22 protein-coding genes are annotated in these 25,058 nt (G+C 64.1%); all 22 read right to left on the minus strand.

What is annotated here, in order from left to right; genetic code table 11:
• Positions 1-95 precede the first annotated feature (95 nt).
• Complete coding sequence (gene eno / locus ACZO3G_RS06400) at positions 96-1,379, minus strand: phosphopyruvate hydratase (RefSeq protein WP_277138572.1); 1,284 nt, start codon at positions 1,377-1,379, stop codon at positions 96-98.
• 298 nt (positions 1,380-1,677) lie between these two features.
• Complete coding sequence (locus tag ACZO3G_RS06405) at positions 1,678-2,556, minus strand: MurR/RpiR family transcriptional regulator (RefSeq protein ID WP_158595645.1); 879 nt, start codon at positions 2,554-2,556, stop codon at positions 1,678-1,680.
• A gap of 191 nt (positions 2,557-2,747) precedes the next feature.
• Positions 2,748-3,566, minus strand: a complete 819-nt coding sequence (locus ACZO3G_RS06410) for a transketolase (protein ID WP_101548716.1) — start codon at positions 3,564-3,566, stop codon at positions 2,748-2,750.
• Positions 3,567-3,571: 5 nt separating this feature from the next.
• Complete coding sequence (locus ACZO3G_RS06415; protein ID WP_242970797.1) at positions 3,572-4,513, minus strand: transketolase family protein; 942 nt, start codon at positions 4,511-4,513, stop codon at positions 3,572-3,574.
• Positions 4,503-6,068: an FGGY-family carbohydrate kinase gene (locus ACZO3G_RS06420; RefSeq protein ID WP_276872538.1), complete on the minus strand. Its 1,566-nt coding sequence runs from the start codon at positions 6,066-6,068 to the stop codon at positions 4,503-4,505. Before ACZO3G_RS06420 ends, ACZO3G_RS06415 begins: the two co-directional genes overlap by 11 nt.
• Before the next feature lie 41 nt (positions 6,069-6,109).
• Positions 6,110-6,550: an RpiB/LacA/LacB family sugar-phosphate isomerase gene (locus ACZO3G_RS06425; protein WP_101548710.1), complete on the minus strand. Its 441-nt coding sequence runs from the start codon at positions 6,548-6,550 to the stop codon at positions 6,110-6,112.
• A gap of 20 nt (positions 6,551-6,570) precedes the next feature.
• Positions 6,571-7,353 carry a triose-phosphate isomerase gene (locus tag ACZO3G_RS06430; protein ID WP_276872539.1) on the minus strand — a complete coding sequence of 261 codons (783 nt, stop codon included), beginning with the start codon at positions 7,351-7,353 and terminating at the stop codon, positions 6,571-6,573.
• Between the two features lie 77 nt (positions 7,354-7,430).
• Positions 7,431-8,876 carry a hypothetical protein gene (locus tag ACZO3G_RS06435; protein ID WP_276872540.1) on the minus strand — a complete coding sequence of 482 codons (1,446 nt, stop codon included), beginning with the start codon at positions 8,874-8,876 and terminating at the stop codon, positions 7,431-7,433.
• The gene (locus ACZO3G_RS06440; RefSeq protein WP_276872541.1) at positions 8,873-10,414 is read right to left on the minus strand and encodes an FGGY-family carbohydrate kinase; all 1,542 of its coding nucleotides are present in this window, start codon (positions 10,412-10,414) and stop codon (positions 8,873-8,875) included. The genes ACZO3G_RS06435 and ACZO3G_RS06440 overlap by 4 nt, the downstream gene beginning before the upstream one ends.
• A gap of 25 nt (positions 10,415-10,439) precedes the next feature.
• Positions 10,440-11,105: a class II aldolase/adducin family protein gene (locus ACZO3G_RS06445; RefSeq protein ID WP_101548702.1), complete on the minus strand. Its 666-nt coding sequence runs from the start codon at positions 11,103-11,105 to the stop codon at positions 10,440-10,442.
• Positions 11,106-11,117: 12 nt separating this feature from the next.
• Entirely contained in the window at positions 11,118-11,732 is a 615-nt protein-coding gene (locus tag ACZO3G_RS06450) for a dihydroxyacetone kinase subunit L (RefSeq protein WP_101548700.1), read from the minus strand.
• Positions 11,733-11,743: 11 nt separating this feature from the next.
• Positions 11,744-12,751: a dihydroxyacetone kinase subunit DhaK gene (locus ACZO3G_RS06455; RefSeq protein WP_276872542.1), complete on the minus strand. Its 1,008-nt coding sequence runs from the start codon at positions 12,749-12,751 to the stop codon at positions 11,744-11,746.
• A gap of 24 nt (positions 12,752-12,775) precedes the next feature.
• Positions 12,776-14,311 (minus strand): xylulokinase, encoded by a 1,536-nt coding sequence (locus ACZO3G_RS06460; RefSeq protein ID WP_276872543.1) that lies wholly within the window; start codon positions 14,309-14,311, stop codon positions 12,776-12,778.
• A 27-nt stretch (positions 14,312-14,338) separates the two neighbouring features.
• Positions 14,339-15,163 carry a sugar phosphate isomerase/epimerase family protein gene (locus ACZO3G_RS06465; protein WP_276872544.1) on the minus strand — a complete coding sequence of 275 codons (825 nt, stop codon included), beginning with the start codon at positions 15,161-15,163 and terminating at the stop codon, positions 14,339-14,341.
• A 42-nt stretch (positions 15,164-15,205) separates the two neighbouring features.
• Positions 15,206-16,156, minus strand: coding sequence for an ABC transporter permease (locus tag ACZO3G_RS06470; RefSeq protein ID WP_276872547.1), 951 nt, complete (start codon positions 16,154-16,156; stop codon positions 15,206-15,208).
• A 242-nt stretch (positions 16,157-16,398) separates the two neighbouring features.
• Positions 16,399-17,469, minus strand: a complete 1,071-nt coding sequence (locus ACZO3G_RS06475) for a sugar ABC transporter substrate-binding protein (protein WP_276872545.1) — start codon at positions 17,467-17,469, stop codon at positions 16,399-16,401.
• 59 nt (positions 17,470-17,528) lie between these two features.
• Complete coding sequence (locus ACZO3G_RS06480; protein WP_277138601.1) at positions 17,529-18,533, minus strand: ABC transporter permease; 1,005 nt, start codon at positions 18,531-18,533, stop codon at positions 17,529-17,531.
• On the minus strand, positions 18,520-20,025 hold the full coding sequence (locus ACZO3G_RS06485) for a sugar ABC transporter ATP-binding protein (protein ID WP_207654170.1): 1,506 nt from the start codon (positions 20,023-20,025) through the stop codon (positions 18,520-18,522). The genes ACZO3G_RS06480 and ACZO3G_RS06485 overlap by 14 nt, the downstream gene beginning before the upstream one ends.
• Positions 20,026-20,656: 631 nt before the next feature.
• Positions 20,657-22,012, minus strand: coding sequence for a D-serine ammonia-lyase (dsdA, locus tag ACZO3G_RS06490; protein ID WP_277138602.1), 1,356 nt, complete (start codon positions 22,010-22,012; stop codon positions 20,657-20,659).
• 19 nt (positions 22,013-22,031) lie between these two features.
• On the minus strand, positions 22,032-23,384 hold the full coding sequence (locus tag ACZO3G_RS06495) for a GntP family permease (RefSeq protein ID WP_276874302.1): 1,353 nt from the start codon (positions 23,382-23,384) through the stop codon (positions 22,032-22,034).
• 22 nt (positions 23,385-23,406) lie between these two features.
• Complete coding sequence (locus ACZO3G_RS06500; protein WP_276874304.1) at positions 23,407-24,582, minus strand: M20 family metallopeptidase; 1,176 nt, start codon at positions 24,580-24,582, stop codon at positions 23,407-23,409.
• Positions 24,583-24,798: 216 nt separating this feature from the next.
• Positions 24,799-25,058, minus strand: a 260-nt coding sequence (locus ACZO3G_RS06505; protein ID WP_486846951.1) for a cupin domain-containing protein, incomplete at its 5' end; no start/stop codon positions are given.

The following is a 25,058-nucleotide window of genomic DNA, read 5'->3' on the forward strand; positions in this document are numbered from 1 at the left end:
CCACGGCGCACGCCCTCAAAAAAGCCGCCGCCCTTTCGGGCGGCGGCTTTTGAAACGTCAGGAGGCCGGCTTCGGGCCCGCCCGCTCCCTGCCGCTCAGAAGCAGCCGGGGCCGGGGTAGCGGGCCGCGCCGCCCAGCTCCTCCTCGATGCGCAGCAGGCGGTTGTATTTCGCCACGCGTTCGGTACGGCTGGGCGCGCCGGTCTTGATCTGGCCCGCGTTCAGCGCGACCGCGAGGTCGGCGATCGTGGTGTCCTCCGTCTCGCCCGAGCGGTGGGAGACGATCGCGGTGTAGCCCGCCCGCTTGGCCAGCTTGATGGCGTCGATCGTCTCGGTGAGGGAGCCGATCTGGTTGAGCTTGATGAGGATCGAGTTGGCGCAGCGGCGGTCGATCCCCTTTTGGAGGCGCTCGGTGTTGGTGACGAAGAAGTCGTCGCCCACGAGCTGCACCCTGCCGCCCAGCTCGGCGGTGAGCTTCCGCCAGCCCTCCCAGTCCTCCTCGTCGAGCGCGTCCTCGATCGAGCGGATGGGGTATTGGTCAACGAGGGATTTCCAGTGGGCGATCAGCTCGTCGGTGGTGAACCGCTTCCGGCTCTTGGGGAGGAAGTAGCCGTTTTCGCTCTTCCATTCGCTGGACGCGGCGTCCATGGCGAGGACGAAATCGCCGCCCGGACGGTACCCGGCCTCTTCGATCGCGCGGAGCAGGTAGCGGATCGCCTCCTCGTCGCTCTCGAGGTTGGGCGCGTAGCCGCCCTCGTCGCCCACCGCGGTGGAGTGGCCCTCCGCCTTGAGGATGGCGGCCAGCTTGTGGAACACCTCGGTGCACCAGCGTAGCCCCTCCCGGAAATCCGGCGCGCCGACCGGCATGATCATGAACTCCTGCACGTCGATGCTGTTGGCCGCGTGGGCCCCGCCGTTCAGGATGTTCATCATCGGGACCGGCAGCGTGTCGGCGGCGACGCCGCCCAAAAACCGGTAGAGCGGCAGCCCGAGGCTGTTCGCGGCCGCGTGCGCGCAGGCCAGCGAAACGGCCAGTATGGCGTTCGCGCCGAGGCGGGATTTTTCCCTGGTGCCGTCGAGCGCCAGCATCGCCGCGTCGATCTCGGCGGTGCGGGCTGCGTCCATGCCGGTGAGCGCCGCGCGAATCTCGTTGTTGACGCTGCCGACGGCCTTCCGCACGCCCTTGCCGCCGAAGCGGGACGCGTCCCCGTCGCGCAGCTCCAGCGCCTCGAACTGTCCGGTGGAGGCGCCGCTGGGGACCGCGGCGGTGCCCGCGCTGCCGTCCTCCAGCGTTACGACCGCCTCCACGGTGGGGTTCCCGCGCGAGTCGATGATCTCCCGCCCGTGGATATCGCAAATGATCGAACCGATGGTTTTCATAAAGAAGACTCCTCTCACATTTCAGGTGCGTGTCGTAAAAATGAAAAGCGGATCGGCGGGGTACACGGCGCCATTCGCCCCATTTGGTTAGCTATAGCTAACCTTTTCATTAAAATTATACCTCTTTGGTAGAGGATTGTCAAGGGCGCGGGGGCGCGTCCAAAAAAGTTTACAACTCCGCCACTCCCGGATTATTCCCGTTTTCCTGCCGGATTATTCCCGCCCTCCCCCGGGGCGGGCCGGTCCGCGCCGAAAAAAGCGGGGCGGGTTTCCGTTGGAAACCCGCCCCGCGGCCTTGTCAGACTTTCACCTCACTGTCCTCGTTCGACAGCTTCGTCATCTGCTCGATGACCTTCGCGCCCTGCTTTTTCACTTCCTCGATATCCTTCTCGTTGTTGTCGACGGTACAGAGGTAGAGCGTCTCCAAAACCGTCTGCTCGGCGATGCGCCGGGAGATGATGTCCCCGGCGGTGGTGTCGTCGACCGTGCCGGTCAGCAGCGCGTAGGAGCAGTGCTTCAGCAGGGGGGATTTGGCCGCCGCCGTGACGCCGATCGTGATGGCGCCGCGTTCGCGGGCGATGCGCATGGCCTCCACGACCGACTTCGACCGGCCGGTGTGGGAGACCGCGAGCGCGACGTCCCCGAACCGCATCGAGGAGGCGCAGAACACCTGCATGTCCTGGTCGTTGAGCACCACGCAGGCCTTACCGATCTTCATGAGCTTCAGGCTGATCAGCTGGCAGGGGATGATCGCGTCGCCGTTGCCAAACATGATGATGATGTTCGCCTTCCGCAGGGCGTACGCCGCGGGCTCATACTGGTCGGAGATCAGCGCGAGGGTGTTGAGCATCGTCTCGTTGTTCTTGTCGATCACCGAACGCATCAGCTCCCGCGCGGAGACCTGCTCCACCGGGGTGGCGAAGCCGGGGTCGTCCGGCTGCCGCTCGGCCATCCGGACGCTGTTGCGGAAATCCAAAAAGCCCTTGTAGCCCATGTGCTTGCACAGGCGGATGATCGTGGCGCTGCTCGCGTCGATTTCAGCGGAAATCGTGTTCAGGTTCAACGACCCGATGCGGTGCAGGTTTTCGATCAGATAGGTGGCTGCGGCCTTTTCACTTCGGGGAAGCGAGGGAAGGATCAACTGCAGCTTTGTTTTCAGGATGCTGAAACTATCCATCTCTTGCGGCATTCCCAACCGATCCCCCTTTCCCGCGAAACGAAACGCGGCGCACGGTTTTGCCTGCGCAACGTAAACCGACAGGCAATTCTACCCATTATTATACTTCTTTTTGATACGCGGTCAACAAAAAACTCATTTTTCCATCACGGAAACGGGCCGCGCCGGTTGTCCGGGCGTTCCTTCCCGTCCTAATCTGCCAGTTCCCTCAGCGCGCCGGCGAGCTGCTCCGCCGTGGGAGGCGTGTAGTGCAGCTGGGGCTGGTCGAGCAGGTAGGAGGCGCCCTTCCCCTTGACCGTGTGCGCGAGGATAAGGGTGGGCGCGCCCTTCGTGCGGTCGGCGCGGCAGAACGCCTCGTCGATCTCGTCGAAGTTGTGCCCGTCGATCTCGATCACGTTCCAGCGAAACGCCCGCCATTTGTCCGCCAGTGGCTCCAGCGGGAGGATCTCCTCGGTGGCGCCGTCGTTCTGGTAGCGGTTGCGGTCGATGATCGCGACGAGGTTGTCGAGCGCGAACCGCGGGGCCGCCATGGCGGCCTCCCAGACCTGCCCCTCGTCGAGCTCCCCGTCGCCCAGGATCACATGGACCCTGACGCCGGGCTGCCGGCGCTTCGCGGCGATCGCCATGCCGGTCCCCAGCGAAAGCCCCAGGCCGAGCGAGCCGGTGGTGGCGTCCACGCCGGGAATCGCGATGCAGGGGTGGCCCTGCAGCAGGCTGCCGATTTTGCGCAGGCGGTGGAACTCCTCCTTCGGGAAGAAGCCGCTCTCCCCCAGCGCGGCGTACAGGACGGGCGCGGCGTGCCCCTTGGAGAGGACCAGCCGGTCGCGGGAGGGGGATTTCGGCGAGGCCGTGTCGTAACGGAGCCGGTAAAAATAGAGGTACGCCATCAGGTCGGCCAGCGAGCAGGAGCCGCCGGGATGCCCGCTCTGCGCCTCGTAGGTCATTTGCAGCACGTCGCGCCGCAGCTGCCTTGCCCGCCGCTCCAGCGCCTGCCTGTCTTGCTCGTTCATCCGCCTCATCCTTTCCGGGCAATGGCCGCCCTTGCCCTTGAAACGATCCGTTCCGCCGTGAGCCCGTATTTTTCGAGCAGCAGCGCGCCGTTCCCCGATTCCCCGAAGGTGTCTTCAAGCGCCACCTGTTCCATGGGGACGGGGCGGCGTTTGGCCACCGTCTCGGCCACGGCGCCGAAAACGCCGCCGAAACAGTTGTGGTCCTCCGCGGTGACGATCGCCCCCGTCCTGTCCGCGTACTCCCACAGCAGCTCCCGGTCGATCGGCTTGACGCTCCGCAGGTTGATCACCGCCGCCGAGACGCCCTCCGCCTCCAGCAGCTCCGCGGCGCGCAGGGCCCGCTCCACCATGACGCCCACCGCAGCGAGCGTGACGTCCGAGCCGTCCCGCAGGACCTCGCCCTTCCCCACCCGGAAATCGACTGCTTCCGGCTCCAGGTGGAGGGGGGCCCCCACCCCCCGGCCGAGCCGGACGTATACCGGCCCGGGCGTTTGCAGCGCGGCGAACACCGCGCCCCGCACCTCGCCCGGGTCCGCCGCCACGAGCACCTTCATGTTGGGCAGCGCGCGCATGATGGCGATGTCCTCGACCGCCTGGTGGGTCGCGCCGTCCTCGCCCACGCTGATTCCGCCGTGCGTGGCCACGATCTTGACATTGAGGTTGGGGTAGCAGAGGCAGTTGCGGATCTGTTCAAACGGCTTTTCCGTCGCGAAGACGCCGTAGGCGGTGAAGATCACCGGGCCGCCGAAGGACGCGATGCCCGCCGCGATGCCCACGGCGTCCGCCTCCGCGATGCCCACCGAATAAAACCGGTCGGGCCAGCGCTCCCCAAACATCCTGCTGCGCGTCGATTTGGACACGTCGGCGGTCACCACATACAGTTCCGGGAAGGCCTCCCCCACGGCGGCGAAGGTCTTGCCCAATTCGTCCCTGAAATTACCTACCACGCTCGTCACCTCCACCATTCAGTTCCTTCACGACCGTTGCCATCCGCTCCATGTTCGGCTTCAGGCTGCGGTACAGCTCCAGGTATTCCCGGTAGTACCGCTCGTACATCTTTCGGCGCGCGGCGTCCGGCAGGACCGGCTCGTCGAACACGTTCCACCTTTCCACGCCCGCATAGTCCAGCAGGCCCGTCCCGACGCCCGCCAGGACGACGTCCCCCAGGTTGGCCTCCACGTCGTTTTTGGGGCACACCACCTGAAAGCCGGTGACGTCCGCGATGATCTGCCGCCAGAGCGGCGATTTCGCCACGCCGCCCGCCAGCACCAGCCGCTCGTCGAGCACGCCGCCCTGCGGCGCGGCCTCCATCGAATGGCGGAGGGAAAAGGCCACCGCCTCCAAAAAGGCCCGGAACAGGTGAGCTCTGGTGTGGTGCAGGTCGAGCCCGAACACCACGCCGCGGGCGTTGACGTCCCAGATGGGGGCGCGCTCCCCCATGAAGTAGGGCAGCACCAGCAGCCCCTCGCTGCCGGGCGGGATTTCCGCCGCGGCCTCATCGAGGCGCGCGTAGGCGTTTTTCCCGCCCTGAAGCTCCTCCCGGTACTCCAGCTCCGCGAAGGCGCCGCGGAACCAGCGGGTCAGCGCCCCGGCGGTGGCCGCGCCGCCGAAGGTGAAGAGCAGGTCGGCCGCGTCCTTCACGTAGGGCATGGTGATGAGCTCCCGCCCGGTTTCGCCGCCGCCGTGCACGAAGCCCCAGGTCATCGAGGTCCCGATGACCGCCACATGCTGCCCGGGCCTCGTCACGCCGAGGCCGAGCGTGGCCACCGTGCAGTCCACGCCGCCCGCGCAGACGGGCGTGCCCGCCGGCAGGCCCAGCTCCGCCGCGCATTCCGGCGTGAGCCCGCCCACCACGGCGGAGGAGTCGACGACGCGGTCCGGCATCATCGCACGCGGGATGCCCAGCGCCTCCATCAGCTCGCCGCTCCAGCAGCGGCGCTCCATGTCGAAGATGCCGCCCAGGTTGCCCGCCGAGGAATAGTCGATCGCGGCCTCCCCCGTCATCCGGTAGATGGCGTAGGCGTTCGGCGGCAAAAAGCACCGGATTCTGGCCCAGTTCTCCGGCTCGTGCTCCTTGATCCAGAGGATCTTCGTGTAGCCGTAGTAGGGGTCGAGGCCGTTGCGGGTGATGCGGTAGAGCCGGTCGAAGCCGACGCGCGCTTCCACCATGCGGCTGACGTCGTCCGCGCGGCGGTCCATCCAGATCATGCAGGGCCGCACCGGCCGCATCTCGTCGTCGAGCGGCACGCCCGAGCCCCCGTAGAGCCCGCTGACGCAGATGCCGCCGACCGATTCCGGCGGAATCCCCGCCTTTTTCACCGCGTCGCGGATGGTGGACTTCACCGCCTCCACCCACACCTCCGGCCACTGCTCGGCCCAGAGCGCCCGGGGCGTCGTCACGCCGTATTCGGCGAGCGAGGAGGCCAGCAGGGCGCCGTTCGTATCCATGACGATGGATTTCGTGCCCGACGTGCCGATGTCCGTTCCGATCAAATAGTTCATTTTCGGGCCTCCCTTTTCCTTCCCGCCGCGCTCCGGGCGGGTCAATCGATCCCGTTTTCGTACTCGCAGATGCGCCGCACCTTCGGCGCGGACCGGGACTGCGGGTCGAACTCCTCCTTGAGATAAGCCGCCACGAGGCATTTCGCCAGCTCGGCGCCGGTGACCTGCGCGCCCAAGGTGATGATGTTCGCGTGGTTGCTCAGCTCCGCGCGCTGCGCCTGGTAGACGTTGTTCACCAGCGCCGCATAGGCGCCCTTCACCTTGTTGGCGGCGATGCTCACGCCGATGCCGGTCCCGCAGATCAGCACCCCCCGGTCGCATTCGCCGGCCGCCACCGCCTTCGCGAGGCGGACGGCGGTGTTGGCGTAGATGGGGTCGTCCCCGCCGAAATCCACGCACTCGTGCCCCAGGCCTGAAATAAAGGCCTTCAGTTCCTGTTTCAGTTCAGCCGCGTTTGGGTCGCAGCCAATCGCGATTTTCATCGTATCCTTCCCTCTTCCTTTCAGGCGGCGGACGCCAGGACCGCGCGCATGATGTCCGCGAAACGCTCCGCGTCCCACGCGCTGCGGCCGATAAACAGGCCGTCGATCTCTTTGCAGCGGCTGAGCGCCACGGCGTTTTCCGGGTTGACGCTCCCGCCGTAGAGCAGCGGGACGCGGCTTCCCGCCTCCCCGAAGAGCTCCACCATCGTCCCGCGCAGCATGCGGTGCTTTTCCCCCGCGTACCCCTCGTCCGCCGGGATCCCGTTCACGCCGATGGCCCAGACGGGCTCGTAGGCGACCCACACGCGGTCCGCCTCCTCCGGGCGCACCTGGTGGAGCCCGATCTTCAGCTGGACGCGCAGCACCTCGTCGCCGGTGCCGTACCGCCGGTCCTCCAGCTGTTCCCCCACACACAGAAGAACGCGGAAGCCGTGGTCCAGCGCGCAGCGGACCTTCTTTTCCTCCTCCGCGTCCGTCTCGCGGAAGGTGTGCCGCCGTTCGGAGTGCCCGACCATCACCAGCCGCGCGCCCGCCTCCCGCAGCATGAGCGGGGAGATCTCGCCGGTATACTGCCCGCGCTCCTCCCAGCCCATGTTCTGGGCGCCGAGGAGGATTCCCGAGCCCGCGCGGTCAAGCTCTGCCCGCGCGGGCCCAAGCGAGGTGTAGGAGGGGATCACGAAGCGCTGCGCGCGCTCCGGCGGGATGCCGTGCGTGAGCTCCTCGAGGCGGCGCAGGTAATCCACGGTCTCCGCGGCGGTCTTGAACATTTTGGTGTTGGTGCCGAAGTAGAATCTGTCCTGCATGGGGACGACTCCTTTCAAAACGCGGCCGATACGTCCGCCGCCCCGGTGGGAGATGGGTCCCGCCGGGGCGGATGGCGTCAGCGGTCCATGACCAGCTTGACGCCGTAGAAGCCGCAGATGTATTCCAGTTCCTTGGAGAAATCGCCGTAGACGATCGCGTAGTGGTGCCCGGTGGCGTTGCGCAGGAAGGAGTCCGGGTCCTCGAGCCTGATGCCACAGCCCGGCCAGCGGGTGCCGCCCGCGAAGCTGTTGTTGGGGTCCTCCTCGTCGTTGTTCACGCGCAGGCTGGTCTTGGCGACGGCCGCGTGGAAGCGCAGGGTGTCGTCGTTTCCGCCGAGGCGCAGCAGCGTGACGGTGCGGTCGCCCTCGAACTCGAACTCGATGCACGCGCCGCCCGAATCGCCGTTCAGGTAGGGCTTGGCCACCGCCTCGTCGGGGACGAGCGGCGGGATGGGCCACAGCCGGTAGCCCAGGCTGTTCGCCATGGACACGGGGCCGGAGCCGCAGTTGAAAAAGTTCATTACGCCGTTCTGCTCGTTAAGGCGGGAGATGTCCGCGAACATCACCGGGGCGTGGGCCAGCTTCTTGAGGATGTACATCGAAACGCCGGCGGGCACGTCCCCCTCGCAGGCCGCGATGGTGGACTCCTCCTCGTTGAGCAGCGCGGTGGCGAGGCAGGCGCCGTAGCTGTAGCCGTAGCACTTGTTCACCAGCTCGGGCATGCACTTGGTGGCGAACATATCCACGTCGTAGAGTTTCTGAAAACGCTTATAGGCAAGATACAGGCGCATCTGGGAGAGGATGGCGTCCTCGTTGATCTTTTCGCCGTTCTCCAGCTTCCAGTTGACCTTGGCGCAGTTGTCGATGAACTGCCGCGCGAGCCGCTCGGCCTCCGCCTCGTCGATGTTCTCCAGCTCCTTGAAGATTTCGACGTGGTCGTACTGGGGGAAATCGATGCCGAACACCTTTTTCCAATTGAACTCGTTCACCTGCGTCTGGTACATCATCATGCACTTGCCGCCGATGAGCGCGATGTTCCTGCCCGCCATGTCGTTTTTGGTCCATGCGGCGCGCAGCGCCTTCTTGATGTCCGCGGCGCGCTCCGCGTCGTCGATCCTGCCGTACATGTAGACGAAGGGGAGCTTCATCTCCTCCATCACGTAGCGCAGCTGCACCGACACGCCGAGGGAGCCGTTGGCGATCTCGTCGCAGAGCCCGTACATGACGCAGGGCTTGCCGCCCAGCGAGTTGACCGCGGTGGTCACCAGGGAGGTGTACATCCAGGAGCCGATGACGAAGAGGAACATGTCGCAGTTGGCCTTCTCCATCGCGGTGCAGGTCTCCATGATCTCGTCCATGTCGAAGAGCGGCTCGTCGGGAACCATGATCTCAATCTCCGGGTCCGCGCCGAAGGTGCGCCGGGCAACCTCGATGTAGTTCCGGATGTTCCCCTGGTACTGGTTCGTCTTTGCGATGGGCAGGATCCCCATCTTGGGCTTTGCGTTGCGGTTAAATTTACTCATACGGTGCCTCCTGGAATTTTGATGTGGTTAAATTCCTTCAATGAATCATAGAGGTGCGTGTACTTCCGGTAGGCGGCTTCGTAGGCGCCGGTCCACGCGGGGTCCGGCCGGTAGACGCGGTCCACCTTCACGCAGGCGCGCACGGCCTGCTCGCAGGAGGGGTACGCCCCCATGCTGCACATGGCGATCATCGCCGCGCCGAGGCAGGCGGCGTCCTTTTCCCGCAGCGTGGAGACCGGGCGGTTCAGGATGTCCGCCTTGAGCTGCATCCACCGCGGCGATTTGGACGCGCCGCCCACCACCCGGATGTCCTTGAAGCGAAAGCCCATATCCTCGTAGTAGAGCATGTTGATCTTGAACTCGTAGGTGAGCGAATCCATGATGGCCTTCACCACGTCGTGCCGGGTGCTGTCGATCGTGAGCCCCACGATCGCGCCCCGCGAGTCGAGGTCGTTCCAGGGCGGCCCGCTGCCGATGAAGTGCGGCAGCACCATCACGCCGCTGGGCCCCTCGGGCGCGCGCTCCGTCATCACGTCGTAGACGTTCCGGCCGGTCCGCCGCGCCTCCTGCTCCTCGGCGAGGGAAAAGTTGTTCTTGAACCACTTGAGCAGCAGCCCGCCCACCTGGGAGGAGGACATGAGGAAATACCGCCCGGGAATGGTGTAGGCGTAGCAGGAGACGCCCGCCGCGAGCGCCCGCTCGTCGGTGATCTTCTTCGAGGACATCACGCCGATGCCCTCGATGGTGCCGTGGGAATCCATGCCGACGCTCTCATCGATGAGCCCGGCGCCCAGCGCGGCGCAGGTCTGGTCCTGTCCGCCCGCCACCAGCGCCACCGCCTCGGTGAGGCCCAGCTCGGCCGCGGCCTCCCGCGACAGGTTCCCGACGACCCGGCCGGGTTCCGCCGTTTCGCAGAAGAGGCTCCGGTCCAGCCCCGCCGCCCGCAGCAGCTCGTCCGACCAGCATTTCCTCTCGATGTCGAACGCCATGGTGCGCCCGGCCTGCGGGTGGTCGACCACACCTTCCCCCGCGCCGAGGCGTTTCATGACGTACTCGGTGAAGGTGACGTACTTATACGTCCGGGGGATCAGCTCCGGCTCGTGGCGGCGCATCCACAGGATCGTGGGGAGCGAGCCCATCGGATGCGGCGGGAAGCCGGTGATGTCGTAGATCCGCTGCGCCGGAACCGCCCCGGTCAGCAGCTTCGTCTCCTCGTCGGCGCGGTAGTCCATGCCGAGGATGGCGTCCCGGAGGGGGCGGTAGTCCCCGTCCACCGGTATGACCTCCTCCCCCAGCACCGAGGTGCTGAGCGCGCGAACCTCCTCCGCCCGCATGCCCGCCGCCTTCGCCTGCGCGACCGACTCCTTCAGGACGTGCGTGACGGCCTCCCACATGACCGCGGGACTCTGCTCCGCCCAGCCGGGGGCGCGGCAGATGATGTCGAATTCCTCGTAGCACCTGCCGAAGCAGGCGCCCGCCTCGTCGAAAACAGCGGCCTTGCAGCCGGTTGTGCCGATATCCAAGCCGATAAAATACATGGTGTTCCCCCCAAAACGGCGGTCGTTATTTCTTCGCCAGGATCGCCCGCACGCCCTCGATCTCACGCGGGGTCATCTGGTAGGCGCCGCCCAGCGCGTTGGTCACGAGGATCGCCTGCCCGACGGCCTCGAGGCACTCGAGCTTGTAGCAGGCGTCCATCACGTCCACCGAGGAGAGGCAGAGCACGCCGTGGCCCTTGAGGATCAGCGCGCGCACGTCCGGGTTCTTCCGGATGCACTTGTGCACCACCTGGGGGACCTCGATTGTGGTGGGCACGGAAAATTCCGTGACCTCGATCCCGCCGATGTCCAGCATCGCCTCGGGCATGCAGAAGTCCTCAAAGGTGTAGTTGGACATGGCGAAGCCCGTCATGATGGGCGGATGGCTGTGCACAATCGCGCGGATCTCCGGCATCGAGCGGTAGACCTCCAGATGCATCCGGATGTCGGCGGCGGGCTTTAAGCCCTCCAGGAGGTTGCCCTCCATATCCACCAGGCTGATCTGCTCCTCGCTGATCTCGGATTTGCAGAAGCCGGAGGCCGTGAGCAGGATCTGATTCTCCCCGATGCGGACGCTGTAGTTGCCGCCCTTGCCGACAAGGAGACCCTTTTCGGCAAGGCGGGAGCCCACCTTGAGCATATCCTGTTTGGTCTGGCGCACGGCCTGCTGGTACATGAATTCTTCAAACATCGATATCACACCCTATTCCATATCATTGATCGCTTCAAAAATCAGCGCCCCGACGACGGACCCCCCGTCCAGAACGCCCAGGCTCTTTTCCCCGTAATAGGCGGCGCGGCCCCATACGGCCTTCATCGCCCGGGTCCCCTCGCTGCCCTCCCGCGCGGCCTTCGCGGCCTTGGCGAAAGCGGCCCGCGCGCCCTCCCCGGCATGGGCCGACAGCGCCTCGACGCCGGGAGTCAGGGAGTCGAGGATGGTCTTTTCTCCCGGCTTGGAGCCGGCCTTGGCCATCACGTTTTCCAGCCCCGCGCGCATCGCTTCCGCGAGCCGCGCCGCGTCGCACGTCTCCGTGCCCTTCAGGCTCCTCGCCATGCCCTTGAAAAAGAAGGCGAGGATGGTCCCCAGCGAGCTGGGCGCCGCTTCGTTGAAGTGGTCACCGCACCGGTTGAGGCATTTCCCCAGATCGGTCTCCTGCGAATCGTGCAGGAAATCGGACACGGCGCGGAACCCGCCGCTCATGGAGATGCCAAGGTCTCCGTCGCCGTTCTGCTGGTCCAGGCTCACCAGGGCGTCCCTGTTTTCATCGATCCGCGCGGAGATCGCGTCGATCGCCCTGCAAAGGTCTTTCGTCGTCATAACGCCCTCCATCATTTGTTGGCATTGGTGTAAAAGGGGGTGGAAGCGGGCGCGCGGAGCAGCTCCTTGAGCTCCCCGTCGAGCTTGAAGAGGGTGACGGAAAGGCCCGCCATCTCCATGGAGGTCGCGAACTCGCCCACATGGGGCATAAAAATCTTCACGCCCCGCTCCCCCAGAATCTGCGCCACCCGGCGGTAGACGATGAACAGCTCCTCCGCGGGCGTCCCGCCCAGCCCGTTCACCAGGACGGAGACCTCGTCCCCCGCCTCCAGCGGCAGGTCCGCGAGCAGCTTTTCCATGAGGATCTCGGAGATCCGGTCGGCGGTCATCATCTTTTCCACCGTGATGCCCTTCTCGCCGTGGATTCCCATGCCGATCTCGATCTCGTCGTCCGCGATCGCAAAGGTGGGGCGGCCCGCCTCCGGCACGATGCAGGGGGTGAGCGCCACGCCCATCGTGCGGGTGTTGGCGACCGCCTTTTCGGCGACCGCCGCGACTTCGTCGAGGCTCCGCATCTGGCCGGCCGCGGCCCCGGCGCATTTGTAGGCGTAGAGGATGCCCGCCACGCCGCGCCGCTTTTCGGCGGTCTCCCTCGGGCTGGAGGCCACGTCGTCGCACGCCAGCACGCTGCGGCAGCGGATGTCGTCGAACTCGCAGTCCTCGATCGCCTGCTGGAAGTTCATCTTGTCGCCGCCGTAGTTGCCGTAGAGGCAGAGGACGCCCGCGCCGGAATCGACGGCGCGGATGGCGCTTGCCATCTTGGTGTAGGCGGGCGAGGCGAAGACGTTGCCGACGGCGCAGGCGTCCACCATGCCGGCGCCCACGTAGCCCAAAAAGAGCGGCAGGTGCCCGGAGCCGCCCGCCGTCACAATCCCGACCTTCCCCTTTTGGGAGGGGTAGCCGGAGACCAGCACCCGGCGGTCGCCATCCAGGAAATGCACCCGGTCGCCGTAGGCGGCGACGATGCCCTCCATCGTCTCATCGACAAAATCAGCGGGTTGGTTGATGACTTTTTTCATATGTATTCCCTCCGAAACGAGTGGTCAATGGGTCTCGTCAAAACGCTTGAGCGCTTGGAAAATCCCCTTCGACGCGGGATAGATCTGCGTGTAGACGGCGAACAGGTCGTCGTAGACCGCTTTTTTCGACGCGTCGGGCTCGAAGGTGCGGTCGCTTCCAAAGGAGGCGAACCGCCCGGGCAGCGACGCGGGGTCCTTGCCGTGATGGGAGGCCAGCACGGCCGCGCCCAGCGCGCCGCAGGCGGAATATTCCGGCACCCGGCGGACCGGGGCCTGGAAGAGGTCCGCGAAGATCTGACACCAGAGGGTGTTGACCGCGCCGCCGCCGGAAATCCGGATGCACCTCATCGGCGCGCCCACCTCGCGGAGCTGGAGGTAGACCTCCCGCATCCCGAACGCCAGCCCCTCCAGCAGGGCCCGGTAGAGGTGCCCGCGGGTGTGCGACGGGGTCAGCCCCACCGTCACGCCCTTCGCGTAGGGGTCGTCCACCGGGTTGCGCTGGCCGAGGAGCGAGGGGAAGAAGAGCAGCCCGTCGCAGCCGGGGCGCACCCGCGCAGCCTCCTCGTCCATCCGCCGGAAGCCCTCTTCCGCGCCGCGCGCGGACTCGGCCGCGTAAAGGCTCTCGCGCATCCAGTTGACCGAGGTGCCCACGCTCATGAGGCCGGTGTAGGCCACCCACTGGTCGCGGGCGGCGCTGGAATAGACCTGCAGCCGCGCGCCCTCGTTGTGGGCGCAGACGCCCAGCGAGGTGGAGATGAGCCCGCCCGAGCCGAGGACGACGCTGTAGACGCCCTCCTCCACGGCGCCGGAGCCCACCGTCTGCATGATCGCGTCCCCCGCGCCCGCCACGACCACCGTGTCCGGGCCGAGGCCCAGCTCGGCGGCCACCTCCGGCAGCACGGTCCCGACCGCCTGGTCGGCGTGGAGGACCGGCGGCAGCACCTCTTCGGGCAGGCCGATCAGGTCGAGCAGCTCCCGGTTCCAGCGGTGGTTTCGCACGTCGTAGACGCCGAAGCCGCTGGCGTCCGACTCGTCGGTCGCCGGGACGCCGGTCAGCACGGTGCGCACATAGTCCTTGGGGTTCACGACGACCCGCGTCCGGGCAAAGAGCGCGGGCTCATTCTCCCGCATCCAGAGGATCTTCCCCGCCGTGCAGGAGGGGACCATCTTGTTGTTGGTGTAGGGCAGAAGGCCCTCCTTGCCGCCCACCTTGGCGTAGATTTCGTCGTTCTGCTTCTCATTGCGGAAATCGACGCAGCTGAGGATGGGGCGGAGCGGTTCCAGATGTTCGTCCAGCGCCACAAGCCCGTGCATCTGCCCGGTGAGGCCGATGGCCGCCGTGCGGCGGTCCGGGCCGAGCTCCCGCACGAGCGCGCGGATGCAGTCAAGCCCGGCGTCGCGCAGCACGCGGGCGGGCTGCTCGTAGCAGCCCAGCCCCGTGCAGACCAGGGTGTTGTCATACCGCACCGACTGGACGCCGAGGGTCTTCCCCTCCCCGTCGACCGCGATGGCCTTGCAGCCGGAGGAGCCGATGTCGACGCCGATATACGCCTCTTTCATATGCGCACCTCCGCTCCGGCATCCGGGTCAGAAGCCCAGCGTGTCATGCGCGTAGGCCATGCTCTGCTTCACGCATTCCTCTTCGTAGGCGACGGTCTCGGCATGGGTGTCGCAGCGGTTGATGTAGAGCTCCAGGAAGATGTTCCCGTCGTAGCCGTTCTGCTTGAGGATGTCCAGCATGAGCGGGAAATCCACGTATCCCTGTCCGAGGGGGACGCCGGTGATCACGTCGCCGCGCGGGTCGAGGGAGACGACATAGTCCTTGAAGTGGACGGTCTTCGCATAGGGCGCGAGGGTGCGCACCACCGTCTCGGTCGGGGTCATGAAGCAGGTGGAGTTGCAGGTGTCGAGCGCGCAGCCGAAGAAGGGGTCGTTCACGCCTTCGATGATCTTCTTGACCTCGTAGACGTCGTTGAGCTTGCCGTTCTCGATCGCGACGTGCACGCCGTACTCATGCGCCGTGGGCATGAGCGCGCCGATCGTCTCGATGCCCTTCTGCACCTGCCGCTCCAGGCCGGCCGCGTCGGTGTCGCGGTCCATGTCCCAGCCGATGCGCAGCACCTTGGAGCCGAGGAATTTGGAGACCTCGAGCATCCGCTTGAAGTAGTTGAAATCCGTGCCGCGCGAGCCGGTCTCGACCGTCATGCCCTCCTTCACGATCCGGTCGCGGATCGCGGTGAGTTGCTCCTCGGTGAACTCGTGCAGGGAGATGTTGTTGCAGAGCAGGACGGCCTTCACGCCGTACTTGACGCAGCGGTCAATGAGCTGGTCCACCGTCATGGGGTCCTCGGGGCGGTAGTAGGGGCGGCCGATCGACCACCTGTATGCGAACGAGCCAATTCCGAAATTCATTGCTGATTACTCCTTTACCTTCTTAATGACTTTTTTGCGCGCTTATACTCTAAAACGCTTTCTCTCGATGTAGCCGAGGAGCGTCATTGTAAACACGATTACAATTCCGTAGGCGAGCTGCTGGGTCGGCAGGCCGAAGCCCAGGAAGGTCATTGCGCTCATCAGGCACATGATGAACAGGATGCCGAAGCCGGCCTGCACCATGTTGCCGTAGCCGCCGGACTGGCTGATCCCGCCGATCGTGACCGCCGCCACCATCGGCATGAGCAGGTTTGCGCCGACATCGGGGTTCACGCCGCCGATGCACATGGGGATGAACATCGCCGCGATCCCGGCGAAGATGCCGGAGAGCAGGTAGACGATGATATAGATCCGGGAGACCGAAATGCCCGCGTGCTCGGCGCTCTTGGGGTTGCTGCCGGTCAGGATGACCTGCCTGCCGAACGTGGTCTTGCTCAGCACCACCGCCATCAGGATGAAGATGACGATGGGGATGATCGCCGCCATGGGGATGATGGTCTTCCCGATGTGGATGCCCGTGAGGGTGGAGAGCCGGGAGAGCTCCCGGGGACCGCCGGAAACGGTGTAACCGTTCGTGAACACATAGCACAGTCCCATTGCCAGAAGCTGGCTGGCCAGGGTGATGATAAAGGGCGCGATGTGGAACTTTGCCACCGCGATGCCGTTCAGAAGGCCGAACAGCGCGCCGATCGTGCAGGAGACCAGCAGGCCGAGCACGATGATGAGCCAGGGGTTCATATCCGGGTTCGCGTCGGAGAGCAGGGACATGGTCTTGGTGGAGACCACGGCGGAAAAGCCCGTCACATATCCGATGCTCAGGTCAATTCCCGAGTTGCCGGAAAGGAACACGAATACCAGGCCGATGGCGCCGATGATGTAGTAGGAATACGAGGTGAGCATGGAGATGATGTTCGCCATCGAGAAGAAATTGCGATTCAGGAAGCCCATCACAACGCAGACCACGATCAGCATATACACAACCGGCAAATCCAAGGAAAACTTCTTGAAGCCGTTCCAGAACCGATTCTTATTTCCCAATGTCGAATTGCTTTTGAACTTTGTATCCATATGATTGACCTCTCATCGAAGCGTTCTTGGGTTGTGCGAGCTTCCCTCGGGGAACGGCGGGTCTGCCGCGGCCGAGCCGACGGCAAACCCGCCGCACCTTTGGGCGGAAAGTTTACAGGGTGGCGCGTCTTGCGTCTGCGGGGAGATTATCCCAGCATGTCGGCATACTTGACGGTCCAGATCTCGTCGGACTTCGCCTCGAGCTCGTCGGGGCCGACGCCGAAGGTGGGCATATAGAAGGTGTCGCTCTCAAGGGTCTCGCCGTTGACGAGCTTGACGGCCGCGTCGTAGATCGCGCCGCCGGCGGTGTCGGCCGGGATGACGAAGATCTTGTCGGTGTAGCCCTCTTCCATGTAGGCGACTGCGGGAGGCTCGCCGGAGAGCGAGGTGTAGTAGACATGGCCTTCCTCGCCGCGTTTAATCTTGAGGCCGGCCTCCTCCAGCGCCTGGTAGCAGGAGCCGTCCATGTGCGCGGAGACGTTGGCAACCGCCCAGGGGGTGTAGACCTGCAGCGCGTTCTGCATGTTGGTGAGCGCCTTGTCGACGTCCCAGTCGGTCATGATCTCGACGACCTTGAGGTTGGTGTGGCCGGAGGCGGCGATCGTCTCCTGGAAGCCTTCGCGGCGGGCAATGCCGTTGGGGTCCGCGAGGGAGCCGACCGTCAGGAAGATCGTGTGCTCTTCGCCGTCGTCCACGGAGAGGAGGTATTCTGCGAGCTGCTTGGCGTCGCTGTAGGAATCGTACATCGCGGTGAAGAAGACGTTCTCGTGCTCCACCTTGCGGTCGTAGTTGATAACCGGGACGCCCGCCGCCTGGGCATAGTCATAAGCGGTGAGGATGGCGTCCTGGTCGATGGCGCAGCAGACGATGACGTCGACGCCCTGGTCGATCAGGGATTTGAACTGGGTGTACTGGGTGGTGGTGTCGTCATCGGCGCACAGCTCGATGATCTCCACGTTGCCGGCGGCCTCCGCCGCGCTGTAAAGGCCCATCAGCTCCACCTTGCGGAAAACCGTGGTGGCGGTATCGGTGGAAACGCCGATCTTGATGGTCTTGCCCGCGTCCTCGCTGGGGGCGGGAGCGGCGTCGTCCGCCGCGCTGGGGGCGGCGCTTTCGGGAGCCGGGGTGTTCGCGGGCGCCTCGGGTGCGGAGCTGCCGCAGGCGGCGAGCGCGAGTGTCATTGCGAGCGCCAGAACCAGTGCTAATGCCTTTCTCATTTCTTGTCCTCCTAGACTTTTGTTATTTTCTGCACGGCAAGCCGTGCCGGGTACCAATCCTATTGGATCTGCAGGAAGCGCGCGCGCCGTTCCCTGATGACGCTCGCGTTGTTGCGCATCGTGGTGGCGGTGTCGATCGCGATGGCGCAGAGCATCATCACCGCGCGCGCGAAGACCTGGTAGTAGCTGGAGATGTCCAGCATCGTCATGGCGTTTTCGATCAGGTAGAGGAAAACGCATCCGAGCGCGGACCCCACAATGGAGGATTTGCCGCCGCTCATCTTGGTGCCGCCCAGAACGACGGCGGTGATGACGGTGAACTCGTAGCCCATGCAGGAGTTGGGGGCGATCGAGCCGATGCGCCCGGCGTAGACGATGCCGCCCAGCGCGGCGCAGACCCCGCAGATGACATAGGCGCCGATCCGGATGCGGGTGACGTTCAGGCCGGAAAAGACGGCCGAGTTCTTGCTTCCGCCGACTGCCAGCACATACCGGCCGAAGCGGCTGTAACGCAGAACGAGGATGCCGATGACGGTCATGATGACCATGAGGACCGTGGGGGTGGGGACCAGCTGGAACAGCTTGGAGTTCCCGATCACCCGCAGCGGGGCGTCCACGAACTTCTGGGAATTGTCGAGCAGCAGGTAGGCCGCGCCCCGCAGGATGGACATCGTCGCCAGCGTGGCGATCATGTCGGGAAAATTGAGCACGCTGGCCATGAAGCCGTTGAGCAGTCCGACCAGGCACCCGACGACCAGCACGATCAGGAAGATCGCCCACACGGGGAAGATGCCGTAGGAGTTCAGCCGGTACATCAGCGCCATGGTAAACAGCGCGTTCATGCCCACCGAAATGTCGATGCCGCCGGTGGAGATGACGAAGGTCATGCCGATGGCCATGATTCCAAACAGGCTGCACTGGCAGAGGATGTTCATAATGTTGGTCGCCTGTAAGAAGGCCGGCTGCGACACGGCCAGGATCAAAAAGAGCAGAATGTTGCCGATCAGAGCGGCCGCCCACTGCTCGCTCATAAATCTTTTCAGCGGGCTGTTATGCGTTTTCACCATGGTTACCCCCTACCGACGATTCGTCTTCCTGTTGTGAGGACGCGATCGACAGAATCCGGCGCACGTCGAAGTCCTCGCGCATCAGCTCGGAGACCATCCGGCCGCGCCGCATCACGATGATCCTGTGCGCCATGGAGACCAGCTCGTTCAGGTCGGAAGAGACCAGGATCACGGCCGTGCCCGTTTTGGCAAGCTCGACGATGTACTCGCCGATCTCCGCCCTCGAGCCCACGTCCACGCCCCGGGTTGGGTCGTCGAACATGCAGACCTTCGGGGAATGGCTCAGCCACCGGCCGACGATGATCTTCTGCTGGTTGCCGCCGCTGAGCTCGGTGATGTAGGCTTCGATGCCGGGGCAGGCGACGCGGAAGCGGTCGATGACCTTCTGCGCGTTCTCCTTTTCCCTGCGGAAGCCGAAGAACTTCACCCTCCGGTTGACAAAGTGGTCGATCTGGGCCGCGGTGATGTTCTCCTTCAGGTCGCGCCGCGGGAAGATGCCGCAGTTTTTGCGGTCCTCCGGGATCATCACCATTCCCTTTTTGATCAGCTGCTGCGTGTTCCACCTTTTAAAGGTCTCGCCCATGAACTCGATCGTGCCCCCGCATTTGCGCAGGCCGAAGATGGATTCCATCAGCTCGGTGCGTCCCGCGCCGATGAGGCCCGCCACGCCGAGGATCTCGCCCTTATGTACCTCGAAATTGATGTCCGCGAAGCTCTCCGACTCGAGCCCGGTCACGCGCAGCGCGACCTCCGGGTCCGGCTCGCCCAGGCTGAAGGAGGAACCCTCCAGCGAATGGCCGACCATGTGCTCCTCGATCTCGTGCTTGGTGACCTCCGTCACCGGCGCGTCGCAGACCTTTTCGGAGTTGCGCAGCACGACGACCTTGTCGCAGACGGCGAACACCTCGTCCAGGAAATGCGTGATGAAGATCATGCCGATGCGCTGTTTCTTCAGCGTGCGCATCACCTCGAACAGCCGCTCGCGTTCCGGCGCCGTCAGGGATGCGGTGGGCTCGTCTAGGATCAGCACGCGGGGGTTGAGCCGGATCGCCTTGGCGATCTCGATCAGCTGCTGCTCGCCGGGGCCCAGGGTCCCGACGATCGCGTCCGGGTCGAGCTGGATGTTCATGATGCCCATGTACTTGAGGGCTTCCTCGCGGCACTTCTTCCAGTTGACCATCGACTTCTTCCCGGGGAAGTCCTCGATGCAGATGTTTTCGGCGACGGTGAGGTTCAAAAACAGGCTCAGTTCCTGATGCACCGCGGCGATCGGCAGCTTGCCCATCTTGATCTCCTTCATCTCCCTGCCGTCGAAGGTGATGGACCCCTCGGTGGGCTCCAGCAGTCCGACCAGCATGTTTTTGAAGGTGGATTTGCCCGCGCCGTTTTCCCCCAGCAGGGCGGTGATTTCGCCTTCGCGGACAACGAAGTCGACCCCGGAGACGACCTTTTTGTTTGCGAACGCCTTTGTGAGATTTTTTGTTTCCAAAATCACAGTGCTCATAAGATACCTCACCTGTTTATTGTTATAAATGCTGCCGTGACCCCGCGGCAGCAACCGTTACCTCCCGGGCGTCCGCGGTGCTGCGGTGTGCGGCCGTCGCCGATCTTTTCGGCAAAATCTCAATTTTAATCTGGCAAATTATAATTCATAATATTTTTATTATTTTTGAAATAAATTACGATGCCGTGTTGTCAAAGCGTCCGAATAACCACATGTTTATCACGGAAATTTCACACAATTTGCAACATATCATTTGAAAAAAGCGCGAAAATGGAAATCTGAAGCAGATTTTCTTGAGAAAATATTTAACTTTTCTATTTCAAATTCTGTAATCTTTTACTTGATTATTATACTTTTTATCAACAAAGTCAATACCAAAAATGAATATTTCCCCCGATTCGTTCCAGCTCAACAAAACCGTCCGCGTTTCTTTGTAGAAAGTGACACAGTTTTTTCTCCCGGTGGTGCGTATTCGCGTATCCGGCCTTCCCCGCGGCGGGTAAAAAAACGGCGCCCGCGGATGACGCGGGCGCCGCCCCGGACAAAAAGGACCCGGCGCCTGTCTGCACAGGCGCCGGGTCCTTTTTCTCCTGATTCCGTCTATGGCCCCGGACGGCTATTCCCCCTCCGTGCCCTTCCGGTAGTACTCCTCCATCACGTCCGCGGGCACCATGCTGCCGCCCGTCGCCCACGCGATGTGCGTGAACTGGCCCTGGAAGCCGGCGAGCTTCTCCCGGACCAGGTAGCCGCGCCCCTCCCCGGTCCCGAGGAGGTTGAGGACGCCCGGGACGCCGGCCAGCGCGCTCGGCTCGAGGCGGATGCCCTCGGTGTCCGCCATCCGCGCGAGCAGACGGTACATATGCCGGTCGCTGACCGTCATCGCGCCGCTGATGAACGGGGGCATCAGCCGCCCGACCAGATGGGAGCACCTGCCGACCGCCAGCCCGTCGGCCGCGGTCCGGTTGTCGATGCCGATGTCCTGCACGCAGACCCCGTCGTAGCGTCCGGTATAGAGCCCCAGCAGCATGCAGGGGGAATGGGTCGGCTCCGCAAAGAAGCAGTGGGCCGCGTCCCCGAAGAGGGTCTTGATGCCGAAGGCGACGCCGCCCGGACCCCCGCCGACCCCGCAGGGCAGGTAGACGAAGAGCGGGTGCTCGCGGTCGACGGCGATCCGCATCTCCTCCAGCTGCTTTTTGAGCCGGAGGGCGGCCACCGCGTAGCCGAGGAAGAGGTCCTTCGAGTTTTCGTCGTCGATGAAGTGGCAGGAGGGGTCGGACTGCGCCTGCCTGCGCCCCTCGGTGACCGCGAGGCTGTAGTCGTTCTCATATTCGACGACGTGCACGCCGAGGCCGCGCAGCATATCCTTCTTCCACTGGCGCGCGTCCGCCGACATGTGGACGGTGACGTGGAAGCCGAGCTTCGCGCTCATGATGCCGATCGAAAGCCCGAGGTTCCCCGTCGAGCCCACCGCGATCTTATACCGCGAAAAGAACTCCCGGAAGCGCGGCTCCGCGAGGCGCGCGTAATCGTCCGTCCAGGAGAGCAGCCCCTCTTCGACCGCGAGCTCCTCCGCGTGCTTGAGGACCTCGTAGATGCCGCCCCGCGCCTTGATGGAGCCGGAGATCGGAAGCTCGCTGTCGCATTTGAGCAGCAGCCTCCCGTCGATCGGGACGCCGCTCTGCTCCTCGAGGGCCTTTTTCATGCGGGGGATCTCCCGCAGCGGGGACTCCAGAATCCCGCCCGAAACGGCCGTCTCGGGGAAGGCCGCGGCGAGATAGGGGGCGAACCGGTCCAGCCGGTCGCTGGCGTCCTCGATGTCCCGGATGGTGAACGGACAGTTCCCCGCCGCTTGCGCGGCGGGGCGTTTTTGATCGTTGATCCAGAAGCATTCCCGTAAATCCCGGAGGGAGCGGAGGAGCGGGTATTTCGCGCTCCATTCGCTTTCCTCCATCGACAATATCGTGTTATCCATAATCGACTCCTAAAACGTACTAGAATAATCCCGGCAGGAAGCCGCTGAAGCAGTTGATGAGCAGGATGATCGCAAAGGCGACCACGCTGGCCAGCGTGGTGCTGACCGTCACGACCATCGTCTCGTTGATGGAGATGCCGTTGAGCTGGGAGGGGTGCCAGAAGGCGCCGTCGGTGGGCAGGGTGAGGCCGACGGTGCCGGCGCAGACCGCGAGGCCCACGAGCACGGGCGACAGCCCCTGCAGCGCGATCGCCGGGCCGACGATGGAGACCGCCGTCATCATGGCGACCGTGGCGGAGCCGACCGCCGCGCGGATGATCATGGCGAGCAGGAAGCCGAGCAGCAGCACGGGCATGTTGAAGTGGGAGAACATGTTCGCCAGCGCGTCGCCGATGCCCGTCTGGGTGATGACCTTGGCAAAGCAGCCGCCGCATCCGATGACCATGAGGATGCTGCCGACCTTGTTGGCGCTCGTGTCGATATACCGCATGATGCCCTTCTTGGCCGGGCCCGCGACCAGGTATTTGCGCAGGGTCACGGCGGCGAGCAGCATCGCCATGAAGAGGGCGACGTTTTTATCGCCGATGAACTGGAAGACGGTGTAGAGGATGCTCCCCTCCGCGACGAACATCGGTACGACGGCGCCCAGCACGATGAGGATGATCGGGAAAAGGATCAGCGCGAAGCCGATGCCCGCCGACGGCTTGGTTTCGTCGGCCTTGATCAGGTCGCTGTTGGCGTCGAGGAACTCCTGGGCCTCCTTGCGGCCTCTGGCGTTGATGCCGTTGGAGAACTGCCAGCCGCAGAGCAGGCTCGCGATGATCGAGACGATCAGGCCGTAGAAGATGAACCAGCCGAGGTTCGCGCCGACCTCCGCCGCGACCGCGACCGGGCCGGGCGTCGGCGCGACGATGCAGTGGGTGAGCAGCAGGCCCACGAAGAGCGCGTTCACATAGCCGGTCATCTTCTTATTGGTGAGCTTCTGCAGCGAATTGAGCAGGGGCGAGAGCATGACGTAGGCCGACCCGAAATAGACGGGGATCGAGACCACGTAGCCCAGCAGGTTGATCGCGAGGTAGTCGTGCTTGGAGCCGACCTTGCGCAGGAGGAATTTCGCGATCTCCTCCAGCGCGCCGGACGAGCCGAGCATCTCGCCGAAGATGCATCCGAAGATGATGACGAGTCCGGTGCTGGTCATCGTGCTGCCGAAGCCGCCGCTGATGGCGCCGGTCAGATCGGCGATCTTCATGCCGGAAAGCAGCCCCATCATGATCGTCGCAGAGACGAGTCCCACCGACGCGCTCCATTTGAAGCGGATCAGTACCACCAGCAGAAAAACCATGGAAACCAGGAAAACAATCAGAGTATTCATGCCGTTCTCTCCCTCCTAGATATCATTCCTGTGCGAATTGATCCGAATTGGCCACGGCGGCGACGTACATCTTGCTCCTGTCGAAGATCGAGTCGACCACCGCGTACTCCTTCATGGTGTGGTTCCACTGCCCGCGCACGCCGCAGGAGCAGATCGTCGGGACGCCCGCCATCGTCGTGGACGCGGCGTCGGACCCGCCGCCGAGCGGGCGGCCGTTGACCTCCGGGAGGCCGTATTCCTTCGCGATCCCCCTGACGTACTCGAAGAACCGCATGCCCTCGCCGGTCGTCTCAAAGACGTCCAGCTTGTTCAGGAAGGCGTATTTGGTGGAGGTGCCGTCGATGTAGGTCTTTTTGCAGATTTCGTCGAGTCGGGCGAGCAGCTTTTCCTTGCCGCTCAGGGTGGTGTAGCGCATGTCGAGCACCACCTCGCAGTGGGCGGGGACCGCGTTGGGCACCGTGCCGCCCGAGATCGTCCCGATGTTGCAGGTGTTGCCGATCGAAAGGTCGGTCATGTTGTGGAAGTCGATGATCTTGTAGGCCATCTCGGCGATCGCGCTCCTGCCGCCCTGGAAGTCGTTGCCCGAGTGGGTCTCCACGCCGTCCACCTCGACCGTGTAGCGCAGGCAGCCCTTGCGGCCGGTGCAGAGGTAGTTGTCGATCATGCCCGTCTCCATATTGAAGGCGCACAGGCAGCCCTTCGCCTCCGCCTCCATCACCTCGGCGCCCTGGGAGCCGGTGTGGTTGATCTCCTCGTCCCCCGAGAAGCAGAACTTGATCGGACGCTCGTCGTACCCGATCCTGTTGAGCGCCTTCACGGTGGTCAGCGCGATCAGGATGCCGCCCTTCATGTCGAGGACGCCGGGGCCGTAGGCCTTGCCGTCGACGATCTTGAAGGGGTTTTCCGGGTGCATGCCCGTCGGGAAGACGGTGTCCATGTGCCCGCAGAAGAGGATCGGCTTGCCCGGGCGGTCCTTGCCCAGGACGCCGACCAGCGTGTCGGCGTTGACGCCCACCGGCACGTACCGGCATTCGAATCCGGCCTTCTCCATCTCCGCCTTCAGGAAGTCGGAAAATATGCGGACCTTGTCCGGCGTCTTGCTCCAGCTTTCACGGTTGACGAATTCCCGGTAGAGCCCGAGGGTCTCCTCCCGGATCTCGTCGATGTACGCATATGCCGCGGAGAGGTCTTTTTTCACTGCAGGTTCCTCCATTCCATTTTTCCCGGTCATTTTCTGCGAAAATAACAAAAGGGCATTAAAAAGTACTTAACAACAACGCTGTTTGTTAAGTACAGTTTAACACCCGTTTTAAAAATGTCAACCTGTTCAATTAAAAATCGTCAAATAGATTTGTTCACAGCCAAAAAATTGTACAATCTGACCATGTCGGCCGGTTTCCGCCGCCCGCCGCCGTCAAAAGCTGGGCGGCGTGATCGCGAACAGGACGTCGCATTCCTCGTCCCCGTCGTTCTTCCAGCGGTGGAGGCTCTCGGGCGGGATCAGGACGCTGTCGCCCTCCTCCAGCTCGTAGGGGACGTCGTTGACGTAGACGGTGATCCGCCCCTTGACCACATAGGCGACCTCCTCGCCGTGGTGCATCGTCTCGACGTTGTGGGAATCGTTCTTCCCCGGCACGTGCATCATGCAGAATTCGATGTCCCCGCTGACGTTGG

The sequence above is a fragment of the Anaerotruncus sp. genome (assembly GCF_057433415.1).